The sequence below is a fragment of the Streptomyces sp. NPDC001714 genome (genome assembly GCF_042892755.1).
In the GTDB taxonomy this organism is placed as follows: domain Bacteria; phylum Actinomycetota; class Actinomycetes; order Streptomycetales; family Streptomycetaceae; genus Streptomyces.
Window position 1 is genome coordinate 194,329 of the sequence record NZ_JBIAUL010000016.1, and the last position, 12,239, is coordinate 206,567.

Annotated in this window: 9 protein-coding genes; 2 read left to right on the plus strand and 7 right to left on the minus strand. The window is 71.5% G+C overall.

From position 1 onward, the window contains the following. Nucleotides 1-154: 154 nt before the first annotated feature. Together ACFY0P_RS35870 and ACFY0P_RS35875 are read right to left on the minus strand one after the other, a co-directional pair. Nucleotides 155-2,374, minus strand: coding sequence for an MMPL family transporter (locus tag ACFY0P_RS35870; RefSeq protein ID WP_388922889.1), 2,220 nt, complete (start codon nt 2,372-2,374; stop codon nt 155-157). Nucleotides 2,375-2,498: 124 nt separating this feature from the next. Then, the gene (locus ACFY0P_RS35875) at nt 2,499-3,101 is read right to left on the minus strand and encodes a TetR/AcrR family transcriptional regulator (protein ID WP_388922892.1); all 603 of its coding nucleotides are present in this window, start codon (nt 3,099-3,101) and stop codon (nt 2,499-2,501) included. Between the two features lie 167 nt (nt 3,102-3,268). Between ACFY0P_RS35875 and ACFY0P_RS35880 the strand changes: the two genes are divergently transcribed. Further along, entirely contained in the window at nt 3,269-6,679 is a 3,411-nt protein-coding gene (locus ACFY0P_RS35880) for a S41 family peptidase (protein ID WP_388922895.1), read from the plus strand. A 208-nt stretch (nt 6,680-6,887) separates the two neighbouring features. Here the strand turns inward: ACFY0P_RS35880 and ACFY0P_RS35885 are convergent, their stop codons facing one another. The 4 genes from ACFY0P_RS35885 to ACFY0P_RS35900 form a co-directional block, all read right to left on the minus strand. Next, nucleotides 6,888-7,136 (minus strand): hypothetical protein, encoded by a 249-nt coding sequence (locus ACFY0P_RS35885; protein ID WP_388922898.1) that lies wholly within the window; start codon nt 7,134-7,136, stop codon nt 6,888-6,890. Between the two features lie 88 nt (nt 7,137-7,224). After that, nucleotides 7,225-8,109, minus strand: a complete 885-nt coding sequence (locus ACFY0P_RS35890) for an SDR family oxidoreductase (RefSeq protein WP_388922901.1) — start codon at nt 8,107-8,109, stop codon at nt 7,225-7,227. Further along, nucleotides 8,106-9,062, minus strand: a complete 957-nt coding sequence (locus tag ACFY0P_RS35895; RefSeq protein ID WP_388922904.1) for an alpha/beta fold hydrolase — start codon at nt 9,060-9,062, stop codon at nt 8,106-8,108. The genes ACFY0P_RS35890 and ACFY0P_RS35895 overlap by 4 nt, the downstream gene beginning before the upstream one ends. Beyond that, nucleotides 9,059-10,579, minus strand: a complete 1,521-nt coding sequence (locus tag ACFY0P_RS35900; protein ID WP_388922907.1) for a flavin-containing monooxygenase — start codon at nt 10,577-10,579, stop codon at nt 9,059-9,061. The genes ACFY0P_RS35895 and ACFY0P_RS35900 overlap by 4 nt, the downstream gene beginning before the upstream one ends. A 198-nt stretch (nt 10,580-10,777) precedes the next feature. On the opposite strand from ACFY0P_RS35900, the gene ACFY0P_RS35905 reads away from it, so the two are divergent. Then, nucleotides 10,778-11,398, plus strand: a complete 621-nt coding sequence (locus tag ACFY0P_RS35905; protein ID WP_388923211.1) for a MerR family transcriptional regulator — start codon at nt 10,778-10,780, stop codon at nt 11,396-11,398. 10 nt (nt 11,399-11,408) lie between these two features. Here ACFY0P_RS35905 and ACFY0P_RS35910 read toward each other — a convergent pair whose 3' ends face one another. Then, nucleotides 11,409-12,212, minus strand: coding sequence for an exodeoxyribonuclease III (locus ACFY0P_RS35910; protein WP_388922910.1), 804 nt, complete (start codon nt 12,210-12,212; stop codon nt 11,409-11,411). Nucleotides 12,213-12,239 lie beyond the last annotated feature (27 nt).

A 12,239-nucleotide genomic window follows, 5' to 3' on the forward strand; every position in this document is an offset into this window, starting at 1 on the left:
GCCAAGCCGGGGAAGTGACGGCGAGTGGTTAAGAGCGGTCGACCGTGGTCGAGGCCCGGCACCTCGACCGTGATCGAGGTGCCGGGCACGAGGAAGCCGGTGAGGGCGCCCCGTCCCCACGGACCCTCACCGGCGGTCTGTCACGAGCCGTACGTCAGACGCGTACGAGCTCCCGGTCCTCGTCGTCCTTGCCGGTCCCGGCGTCCTCGTCGGACAGGGCGCGCAGGCCCTCGCCCTCGACGTCGACGTTGGGCAGCGCCCGGTCCAGCCACTTCGGCAGCCACCAGGCGCGCTTGCCGAGCAGGGCGAGCACCGCCGGGACGATCGCCATGCGGACGACGAACGCGTCGAAGAAGACGGCGATGGCGAGACCGAAGCCGATCATCTTGATCATGGACTCGCTGGAGGTGATGAAGCCGCTGAAGACCGAGATCATGATGATCGCGGCGGCGGCCACGACCCGCGCGCTGTGCCGGAAGCCGGTCACCACGGCCTGGCCGGGCGTCTCGCCGTGGACGTACGCCTCCCGCATCCGGGTCACGAGGAACACCTCGTAGTCCATGGCGAGACCGAAGACCACGCCCACCATGAAGATCGGCATCATCGACATGATCGGGCCGGTCTGCTCGACGCCGAGCAGGCCGCCGAGCCAGCCCCACTGGAAGACCGCGACGACGGCGCCGAGCGCGGCGAGCACGCTGAGCAGGAAGCCGAGGGCCGCCTTGAGCGGGACCAGGACGGAGCGGAAGACCGCGATCAGGAGGAGGAAGGCGAGGCCGACCACCAGCGCCAGGTACGGGATCAGCGCGTCGTTGAGCTTCTGCGAGAAGTCGATGTTCATCGCGGTGGTGCCGGTGACCAGGACCCGCGCGCCGGTGTCGGCCTCGACGTCGGCGCCCTGGCCGCGGATGGCGTGCACCAGGTCCTCGGTCTGCACCGAGGACGGCTTGGAGTCCGGGATCACCGTGATCGTCGCGGTGTCGCCGGCCTTGTTGAACGCCGCCGGGGTCACCGTCACGACGTCCTTGAGGCCCTTGATGTCGTGGGCCACCTTGGTGGCCGCGGCCTTGGGGGCGTCGCTGTCCTTGGCGTCGACCACGATCATGAGGGGCCCGTTGAAGCCGGGACCGAAGCCCTCCGACAGCAGGTCGTACGCCCGGCGCTGGGTCGTGGACGTGGGCTGCGAGCCGTCGTCGGGCAGGCCCAGTTCGAGCTGGGTGGCCGGGAGGGCGATCGCGCCCAGTCCGACCACGCCGAGCAGCAGTACGGCCGCCGGACGGCGGACCACGAAGCTCGCCCAGCGGGCGCCCAGGCCGGGCTTGTCCTGCCGGACGGCATGGGCGTGCGGCTTGCGCTTCTCGCCCGCGGCCCTGACCCGCCGGCCCGCGTAACCGAGCATCGCCGGGATCATCGTCAGCGCGATGAGGACGGAGACCACGACCGTGCCCGCCGCCGCGAGGCCCATCTTCGTCAGCATCGGCACGCCGACGACGGAGAGACCCGCGAGCGCGATCACGACCGTGAGGCCCGCGAAGACCACCGCCGAGCCCGCCGTACCGGCGGCGCGGCCGACCGCCTCCTCGCGGTCGCGGCCCTCGGCCAGCTCGCCGCGGTAGCGGGAGACGATGAACAGCGCGTAGTCGATGCCGACCGCGAGACCGATCATCAGCGCCAGGGTGGACGTGGTGTCACCGAGGTCGAGCGCCTTGGCGAGGGCGGTGATGGTGGAGACGCCGATGCCGACGCCGATGATCGCCGTCAGCAGCGGGAGTCCGGCCGCGACCAGTGAGCCCAGGGTGATGACGAGGACGACGGCGGCGATGGCGAGACCGATGGCCTCTCCGGCGCCTCCCGCGTCGGCCCCGGACTGGAGGGCGTCACCGCCGAGCTCGACGGTCAGCCCGGCCTTCTGGGCGTCGTGCGCGGCGGTCTGCAGCGCGTCGCGGGAGGAGTCCTTGAGCTCCGTGCCGGAGACGTCGTAGCGCACCGAGGCGTAGGCGACCGTGCCGTCCTTGCTGACGGCGTGCTGCTTGTAGGGGTCGCTGACGGAGGTGACCTCCGAGCCGTCGGCCAGTTCCTTCACGGTCTTCTTGACGGTGGCCTTGTTGAGCTTGTCCGTCATCTTCTCGCCGGCCGGCGCCTTGAAGACGACCCGCGCGGTGGCGCCGTCGGAGCTGGAGCCGGGGAAGCGCTGGTCCAGCAGGTCGAAGGCCTTCTGGGCCTCGGTGCCGGGGATCGAGAAGGAGCTGGAGCCCGCGGCGGGGGCGGAGGCGGCGGCGACCCCGGCGAGGGTCAGCAGCGCCACCCATATGAGGGCGACGAAGTGCCGTCGCCTGAAGGCGAGCCGGCCCAGTTTGTAGAGGAACGTGGCCACGAGGGCGTACTCCCGGTCAGGTCGTGGGGTTTTCAGGGCAGGGGTGATCAGCCCGGTGGGTGGCAGGGCTGATCGGCCCGACGACGTGAGCGGAGACGTCAGGTGGGCTGGCTGCGGGGATGGGTCAGCAGGTGGGTGCGCCGAGGGCGGGAAGCACCACGGCGTCGATGTACGACAGCAGGAAGGCCTGGGTGGGCGGCTGCTCGTCGATCAGCGAGCGGGCGGCGAATCCACCGATCATCATGTGCATCACGAAGTCGATCGCCGGGTTGTCGGCACGGACCTCGCCCCGGTCGATCGCCCGCTGCAGCACGGTCCGGAAACCGGCCATCTCGGGCTCGATCAGGTGCTCCTTGAAGGCCTCCAGGAGATCCGGGTTGCCGTGGATCGCCATCGCGAGGCCCCGCATCAGCGCGGAGCTCTGCTCCATCTCGCAGTCGTCCGAGCGCAGCGTGAGGGCGTGCAGGTCGGTACGGAGCGACCCGGTGTCGATCTCGTCGATCGCGGCCCCCGGCTTCTGGTACCGCACCGCCTTGGCCACCAGCTCGGCCTTCCCGCCCCACTGGCGGTAGAGGGTGGCCTTGCTGGACTTGGTGCGGGCGGCGACGGCGTCCATGGTGAGGGCGTCGTAGCCGACCTCGCGGAGCAGGTCGAGCACGGCCTCGTACAGCTCGGCCTCGCGCTCGGGCGTGATGCGACTGCGACGCGCCGTTGCGACCTCAGTCATGCCACTCACCCTTCACTGCTCCATCGTCACCTTCGTGCTTACACCTCGAAGATACCCTGCGATCTACAGAAACGAAACCGTTTCGTACGTGTGCTGTCTCACGCGGGTGAGAAATCCGTGAGTTCCCACGAGTTGCTGGCCCTCCGCGCCCGGAAAAGCATGGGGAGGTGAGCTATCTGCGCCTGCCGCATCTGAGCGGCGACCTGCTGTGCTTCGTGGCCGAGGACGACCTCTGGCTGACCTCGCTGGACGCCCCGGGCCGCGCCTGGCGGCTCACCGTCGACCGCACCAAGGTCGGCCACCCGCGGTTCTCCCCTGACGGCCGCCGGATCGCGTACACGAGCTGGCGGAGCCTGGTGCCCGAGATCCACCTGGTCGACGTCGACGGCGGCCCCGGCCGGCAGCTGACGTACTGGGGCAGCGCCGACACCCAGGTGTGCGGCTGGACTCCGGACGGGGACATCCTGGCGGTCGCCTCGCACGGGCAGCCCTTCTCCTATTTCACCTGGGCCTACAAGGTCACCCCCGACGGCGACCCGGGCCGCAAACTGCCCTGGGGGCCGGTCGCCGACATCCAGGTCGCCGACATCGCCGACGAACGCAGGACCCTGCTGCTCACCGGCACCCCGCCGCACGAACCGGCCGGCTGGAAGCGCTACCGGGGCGGCGCCATGGGCCGGCTGTGGCTGCACGGGCAGCGGCTGCTCGACGGCATCGGCGGCCATCTGCACTCCCCGATGTTCGTCGGCGGCCGGATCGCCTTCCTCTCCGACCACGAGGGCGTCGGCAACCTCTACTCCTGCGCGTACGACGGCTCCGACCTGCGCCGGCACACCGACCACGACGCCTTCTACGCCCGGCACGCGTCCAGCGACGGCACCCGGGTCGTGTACCAGTGCGCGGGCGACCTCTGGCTCGTCGACGACCTCGGCCCGGACGCGACACCGCGCAGGCTCGGCGTACGCCTCTCCGGGCCCCGGGCCGGGCGCCGCCCGTACCAGGTGCCGGCCGCCCAGCACGTCGACGGCGTCTCCGTCGACGAGACGGGCCGGGCCAGCGCCGTCGTCGTACGCGGCAGCCTGTACTGGCTCACCCACCGCGACGGCCCGGCCCGCACCATCGCCGACACCCCGGGGGTACGGGTACGGCTCCCGGAGATGCTCGGCTCGACCGGACAGATCGCCTACGTCACCGACGCGGGCGGCGAGGACGCCGTCGAGATCGCCCACCTGCCCCGGGCGACCGGCGCCCGCCCACCGCGCCGCCTGGCCTGCGGGAAGCTGGGCCGGGTGCTCGAACTGGTCTCCGACCCGCTGGGCGAACGGCTGGCGGTGGCGGCACACGACGGACGGCTGCTGCTCATCGACGTGACCGAGGAGGTCGAGGTCGTCGAAGGCCCCGTTGATCCTGCTGGTCCTGCTGGTCCTGCTGGTCCCGTTGATTCTGTTGATTCAGTTGATCCCGTTGATCGAGTTGATCGTGTCGACGACATTGACCAGGTTGATGCCGCCGAGCCCGCCGACATTGACTCCGTTGACGGTGCGGGCTCCGCCGAGGTGGTCACCGAGTTGATCCAGTCGGTCAACGGACCGGTCCGTGATCTGGCCTTCTCACCGGACGGGTCATGGTTGACCTGGTCGCATCCGGGCATCGGCCGTTCGCTGCGGCAGATCAAGATGGCCCGCATCAGCGACCGGCTCGTCATCGACGTCACCAACGGCCGCTTCGAGGACGAGAACCCGGTCTTCACCCGCGACGGCCGCTACCTCGCGTTCCTGTCCTGGCGCGGCTTCGACCCGGTGTACGACGTGCACACCGGCGACCTGTCGTTCCCGCTGGGCTGCCGCCCCTACCTGGTCCCGCTCTCCTCGGCGACCCCCTCGCCGTTCGCGCTCAACCCGGACGGGCGGCCGGCCGCCGGAGGCCTGGACCCCGTCGAGGACGAGGAGCCCGGCGAGGGCGGCGCGGTGACCGTCGAGGTGGAGGGGCTGGAGAGCCGCGTGACCCCGTTCCCCGTCACCGCCTCCAAGTACTCGGCGCTGTACCCGGTCGCGGGCGGCGGCCTGGTCTGGCTGCGCTGGCCGATCTCGGGCGCCCTGGGCGAGACCTTCGTCAACCCGGCCGACACCAGCGGGCGGCCGACCCTGGAGTACTTCAACATCAGCAAGGCGAAAAAGTCCGAACTCGTGGACCACCTCGACTGGTTCACGGTCAGCGGCGACGGCAGCCGGCTGGTCGTGGTCGACGAGGGCGAGCTGCGGGCCGTGCCGTCGACCGAGTCCGGCGACGGCGACACGACCGTCTGGATCGACCTGCGCCGCATCCTGCACGAGGTCGACCCGCCCGCCGAGTGGCGCCAGGCCTACGCCGAGGCCGGCCGCCTCATCCGCGACTACTTCTGGGACCCCGGGATGTGCGGCATCGACTGGGACGGCGTGCTCGACCAGTACCGCCCGCTGGTCGAACGGGTCGCCTCCCCCGACGACTTCGCCGACCTGCTCCGCGAGGTCCTCGGCGAGCTGGGCACCTCGCACGCCTACGTCACCCCGGCCCGCCGCAACGAGGGCCCGCCGCACTACCAGCGCTTCCAGGGCCTGCTCGGCGCCAACTTCGTACACCGGGAAGGCGGCTGGACGGTCAAGCGGATCCTGCCCGGCGACTCCTCCGACTCCAAGGCGCGTTCCCCGCTCGCCGGCACCGGCATCCGGGAGGGCGCGGTGCTCACCCACGTCGACGGCAGACCGGTGGACCCGCTGACCGGGCCGTTCCCGCTGCTCGCGGGGGCGGGGGCCACGACGGTGGAGCTGACGTTCGCCCCGGGCGAGGGCGAGTCGGGGCCGCCGCGCCGCATCGCCGTCCTCCCGCTGATCGACGAACGGCCGCTGCGCTACCAGGACTGGGTGGCCAAACGCCGTGAGGTGGTACGGGAGGTGAGCGGCGGCAAGTGCGGCTACCTGCACATCCCGGACATGGGCGGCTCGGGCTGGGCCCAGTTCAACCGCGATCTGCGCGGGGAGGTCTCCCGGCCCGCGCTCATCGTCGACGTGCGCGGCAACGCGGGCGGCCACATCAGCGAACTCGTCGTGGAGAAGCTCACCCGGACCATCCTCGGCTGGGACCTGACGAGGAACGCCCAGCCGGTGTCGTACGCCTCCAACGCCCCGCGCGGCCCGATCGTCGCGCTCACCGACGAGGCCACCTCCTCCGACGGCGACATGATCACGGCCGCCATCAAGCTGCTGAGGCTCGGCCCGGTCGTCGGCCAGCGCACCTGGGGCGGAGTGGTCGGCATGACCGGGCGGCACCAGCTCGGCGACGGCACGGTGATCACGGTGCCGATGAACGCGGCCTGGTTCGAGGACTACGGCTGGTCCGTCGAGAACCACGGCGTCGCCCCGGACGTGGAGGTCCTGCGCACCCCCCTGGACTGGGCGGAGGGCCGCCACGTCGAGATGGACGACGCCATCCAACTGGCCCTGGACCTCCTCGCCGACCACCCGGCGGCGGTCCCGCCGGACTACACCGACACCCCGGACAGATCCCGCCCAAAGCTCCCCCCGAGACCGACGACCCCTTGAACACCCATCACCCCGTCAGCATGAGCGCCCCGTCAGGGGCGCTGGGGGTACCCCCGGCCGGAGGCTGGGGGAGGAACCGCGCGATCAGCCCCCACGCACCCGCACCCGCCACCTCACCGCGACCCCCTCCCCCTTGGGCGCACAAAACGCAGGGCACCCTCCACGAAGAAGGGCGCCCCACGCAATTCGGCCAAGCCAAGTGCAACGACTAGGCGTCGTAGTCCTGGTCGAACCGGTCCTGCATCTCCTGCTCGGTGTCGTCCAGGTTCTGGCGACCGCGCTCAGGCACCTGCCGGCCACGCTCCTGCGCCTGCTGGCCACGCTGCTGAGCCTGCTGGGCGGCCTGCTGGCCACGCTGCTGCGTCTGCTGGCCACGCTGCTGGGCCTGCTGCTGGCCTTCGTGCATCTTCTGCTTGGCCTGTCCCTGCATCTTGCCGGCCTTGTCCTTCATACCCATGTGGGTTCACTCCTGTGGAGGGTGAGGGGATCGGCCCTCGGTGGGGCCTCGACCAGATTCACACGGGCCGACTACGCGCGCATTTCGATCAATGACGGTGCGTAGCGCGCGCCTCCTCGTCGGCCGCCCCACCTGCACCGACGAGCCCCGTACGCATGCCCTGCAACCGGGGCGCGAACCGCCTCATCTCCCGCTGCCCGACCGTGCCGATCAGCGCCGGCAGGTACCCGCGCACGCCCTGCATCCCCCGCAGCCACCGCTGCCCGTACACGTGCGCCGAGCGCCGCTCGATGCCGGCCACGATCCGGTCCACGGCCGGACCCAGCGGGTACGTCTTGTTCGCCGGCCACGGCAGCCGCTGCCGCAACTCCCGCATCACCTCGTCCTGGTCGGCGCCGCGCACCATGTCGGTGTCCGTCCAGGACAGGTATCCGACCCCGACCCGCACACCCTGGTGGCCGACCTCGGCGCGCAGGCAGTGCGCGTACGCCTCCACACCCGCCTTGGACGCGCAGTACGCCGTCATCATCGGCGCCGGTGTGATCGCGGCCAGCGACGCGATCTGCAGCAGATAGCCGCGGCTCTCCGTGAGCACCGGCAGGAACGCGCGCGCCGTCACCGCCGAGCCGATCAGGTTGACCTCGACCACCCGCCGCCAGGCATCGGGATCGGAGTCGGCGAACGGACCGCCGTTCGCCACCCCGGCGTTGGCCACCACGATGTCGACCTTCCCGAACCGCTCCTTGACCTCCCGCGCGACGCGGCTCATCGCCTCGTGGTCGGTGACGTCGGCGTACCAGTACGCGCTGTCGCTGTGCAGCCTGCCGGAGACCTCCTTGAGGGCTTCCTCCTCCAGCCCGACCAGCGCGACCTTCGCCCCGCGCGCGGAGAGCTTGCGGGCGAGCAACTCGCCGACGCCGCGCGCCGCTCCGGTGACGACGGCGACCTGTCCTTCGAGACCGACCCTGCTCATGAGCCCTCCTTGATCCGCTCGGGCCCGTCGGCGCCGGCTTCCTCAGGGGCGCCGGTCACATACGCGGTGACCAGTTCCCGGATCTTTCCGTTGACCAGCTCCGGTGCCTCGACCGGAGTCATGTGACCCATGCCCGGCAGTTCGGTGAGGCCGAGGGGGTGCGGCAGCGCGGCGATCAGCGCGCGGGCGTGCACCGGGGGCGTGAGCCGGTCGGCCGTGCCGGTGACGACCGCGGTGGGCGCGCGCAACTCCCGTACGCCGTGGTCGAGGTCGAGCCGCGCGAGGACGCGCGCCCAGGTGTGGCGCACGGCGCGCGGGCAGGCGTGCACGATCCGTGCGCACGCCTCGACCATGTGCGGGGCGGAACCCGGGCCCATGGTCGCGTACTTGAGGATGCGCCGCGCGAGGGGCGTGACGGGGCCGAGCGGGGCGCGCGAGGCGAGGACACGCGCAGTCAGCCAGGTGCGCAGGCCGCCGGCGCGCAACGGCAGCACGTGCGCCTCCGCGACCAGCCGTGAACTGCCGGTGCTGCACAGCAGGACGGCGGCGGCGTGCTCGCGGAAGCGGGGGCGGGTGGCGGCCGCCATGACGGTCATGCCGCCCATGGAGTGGCCGACGATCACGGCGCGTTCCCCGCGGGTGAGGGTCTGCGCGAGCACCGCTTCGAGGTCGTCCGCCAGCGTGTCGGTGGTGCACGCGGGGCTCGCGGGACTGCGCCCGTGCCCCCTCTGGTCGTACACGATCACCCGGTGGTCGACGGCCAGTTCCCGGGTCTGCGCCGCCCAGAAGGCGGTCGAGCAGGTCCAGCCGTGGGCGAGGACGACGGGGGGCGCGTCCTCGGGGCCGTGCACCTCGACATGCAGGCGAGCGCCGTCGGCGGAGACGACGGTCAGTTCGCGCGTGGCGGCGGGCGGCGCGTACGGCCCGGTGGTCACGTGGGTGAGCCGGCTCACGCGCCCACCTCCGCGCCGGCCATGTCACTGCCACTGCCACTCGGCAGGGGCGCACGGATCACGTCGTACTCCGCGAGGTCCACCCGCTGGGTCGCACGCCGGAACTCCGTGGTCGTACCGGGCCAGATGGTGGTGTTGCGGCCGCTCGCGTCGAGGTACCAGCTGGTGCAGCCGCCGGTGTTCCAGACGGTGCGCTTCATGCGCTCCTGGACCTTGTGGTTCCAGGCGGCCACGGCACCGGGGCGCGCGTCCAGGGCCGCCCGCCCCCCGAGGACGCGGAGCTGGCGCAGATAGTCGGCCATGTAGTTCAGCTGGGACTCGATCATGAGGATCATGGAGGAGTTCCCGAGGCCGGTGTTGGGCCCGATGATCGTCATCCAGTTGGGGAACCCGGCGGCCGAGGCACCGCGCAGCGCCTCCATGCCGCCCTTCCAGGACTCCGCGAGGGTCCGCCCGTGGGCGCCGACGACCCGCTCGGCGATGGGCATGTCGGTGACGTGGAAGCCGGTGCCGAAGATGATCGCGTCGACCTCGGCGGAGGTGCCGTCGGCGGCGACGACCGTCGACCCACGCACCTCGCTGAGCCCGCTCGCCACCACGTCCACGTTCGGCTGGGCCAGCGCCGGATAGTAGGTGCTGGAGAGCAGGATCCGCTTGCAGCCGATGCGGTAGTCCGGGGTGAGTTTGGCGCGCAGCGCGGGGTCCTTGATCGCGCGGGCCATGTTGCGCCTGGCGAGGCTCTCCACCAGGCCGAGTTCGTCGGGCCGCTTGGTGAACGCCTGGACCTGCAGTTCCCGGATGCCCCACAGGAGGCCGCGCCGGGCCTGGGTGGTGAAGGGCAGCGCCCGGTGCAGCCGGCGCTCGGCGGCGCTGATGGCCCGGTCGACGCGGGGCATCACCCAGGGCGGGGTGCGCTGGAAGAGGGTGAGGTGGGCGACCTCGGGCTGGACGGCGGGCACGATCTGGATCGCGGAGGCGCCGGTGCCGACCATGGCGACCCGCTTGCCGCGCAGGTCGTAGTCGTGGTCCCAGCGGGCCGAGTGGAAGACCTTGCCGGGGAACGAGTCCAGCCCCGGGATCCCGGGGATCTTCGGGTCGGACAGCGGCCCGGTGGCGGAGACGACGACGTCGGCGGAGAAGGTGCCGACGGCGGTCTCGATCTCCCAGCGCAGCGCCTCCGCGTCCCAGGCCATCCGCTTGACCTCGGCGTCGAAGCGGAGGTGGGGCCGGAGCCCGAACACGTCGGTGACGTGCTCCAGATAGGCGCGGATGTGCTCCTGCCCGGAGAAGGTGCGCGGCCAGTCGGGGTTGGGCGCGAAGGAGAAGGAGTACAGGTGGGAGGGCACGTCGCAGGCGCACCCCGGATAGCTGTTGTCCCGCCAGGTACCGCCGACGCTGCCGGCCCGTTCCAGGACGACGAAGTCGGTGATCCCCTCCCTGCGCAACCGCACGGCCGCGCCCAGCCCGCCGAACCCGGACCCGATCACCGCCACCCGTACATGCTCGTGCTGGGCCATCCCGGAGCCTCCACACCTCGCCCGTGATTACGCCAGTGAACACTGGCACGGTTGGACTGTAGAGCAGCTCCGTACCGATGGGTAGGCCCCGGACGGAGGAAAGTTACCCGCGGTACAACATAGGCTGCGCACGTGACGGACGACGGCGGACGAACCATCTCCACGGCCTCCGCCCAGGGCGGCGGGCGCGAGTACCGCATGGACGAACTGGCCGCACTGGCCGGCATCACCGTGCGCACCCTGCGCTTCTACCGCGAGCGCAAGCTGCTCCGGCCACCCCGCCGCGAGGGCCGCATCGCCTGGTACGACGACCACCACCTGGCCCGGCTGCGCACGATCTCGGCGCTCCTGGAACGCGGCCACACCCTGAACGGCATCGCCGAGCTGGCGGAAGCCCTCGACCACGGCAAGGACGTCGCCGAACTGCTCGGCGTCGACACCCCCACCGAGGAGGAGCCGGTCCGCCTCACCCCCGAGGAGCTCGCCGCCCGCTTCGAGGGCGAGGTCACCCCGGAGAACCTCGCCGCCGCCATGGACCTCGGCTACCTCGGCACCGACGGCGACGACATCGTCCACATCAGCCGCCGCCTGCTGGACGCCTCCTCGGCCCTGGTCCGCGAGGGCTTCCCGCTCGCCGAGGTCCTGGCGGCCGGCCGCAGCGTCCGCGAACACGCCGACGCCCTCGCCGAACTCTTCGCCGACCTCGTCCTGCGCCACGGCCCCGAGGAGGACATGGAACGCCTGCGCCCGCTGGCCCGCAGCGTGGTGGAGGCGGAGGTGTCACTCGCACTGGACCGCAGGCTGCGGAAGAACCCGTAGAAAGGGCCGGTCAGAGGTCGTACACGACAGTGACCGGCGCGTGGTCGGACCACCGCTCGGCATGCGTGGCCGCCCGCTCCACGAACCCCTTCACCGCCTTGGCCGCGAGTCCGGCCGTGGCCAGCTGATAGTCGATGCGCCATCCCGAATCGTTGTCGAAAGCCCGCCCCCGGTAGGACCACCAGGTGTACGGCCCCTCGACCTCAGGATGCAGGGCGCGTACGACGTCGACGTATCCGCCGTCGGCCGGGTCCAGGACGTTGCCGAGCCACTCGCGCTCCTCCGGGAGGAAGCCGGAGTTCTTGGTGTTGCCACGCCAGTTCTTCAGGTCGGCCTGCCGGTGGGCGATGTTCCAGTCGCCGCAGACGACGACCTCGCGCCCGTCGGCGGCGGCCCGTTCGCGCAGGTCCTTCAGGTGGGCGAGGAACTCACCCATGAACCGGTACTTCTCGTCCTGCCGCTCGGTGCCCACCTCCCCGGAGGGGAGATAGAGGGAGGCGACGGTGACGCCGGGCAGGTCGGCCTCGACGTAGCGCCCGCTCGCGTCGAACTCGTCGGACCCGAATCCGACGCGCACGCGGTCCGGCTCACGCCGGGTGTACAGGGAGACGCCCGCGCGCCCCTTGGCGGCCGCGGGGGCGTGCACCACGTGCCAGCCGCCGGGCGCGCGCACCTCTTCCGGGAGCTGCTGCGGCTCGGCGCGCACCTCCTGGAGGCAGAGCACGTCCGCGGAGGTCTCCGCCAGCCACTCCACGAAGCCCTTCTTGGCGGCGGCCCGCAGTCCGTTCACATTCACCGAGGTCACAGTCAGCACCAGGGCACGATACCGGCACACTGGACG

Excerpts from the sequence above, each read along its gene's own strand:
- ACFY0P_RS35875 (WP_388922892.1), bottom strand. The coding sequence starts at position 3,101 with ATGACTGAGGTCGCAACGGCGCGTCGCAGTCGCATCACGCCCGAGCGC.
- ACFY0P_RS35885 (WP_388922898.1), bottom strand. The coding sequence starts at position 7,136 with ATGGGTATGAAGGACAAGGCCGGCAAGATGCAGGGACAGGCCAAGCAG.
- ACFY0P_RS35890 (WP_388922901.1), bottom strand. The coding sequence starts at position 8,109 with ATGAGCAGGGTCGGTCTCGAAGGACAGGTCGCCGTCGTCACCGGAGCG.
- ACFY0P_RS35900 (WP_388922907.1), bottom strand. The coding sequence starts at position 10,579 with ATGGCCCAGCACGAGCATGTACGGGTGGCGGTGATCGGGTCCGGGTTC.
- ACFY0P_RS35905 (WP_388923211.1), top strand. The coding sequence starts at position 10,778 with ATGGACGAACTGGCCGCACTGGCCGGCATCACCGTGCGCACCCTGCGC.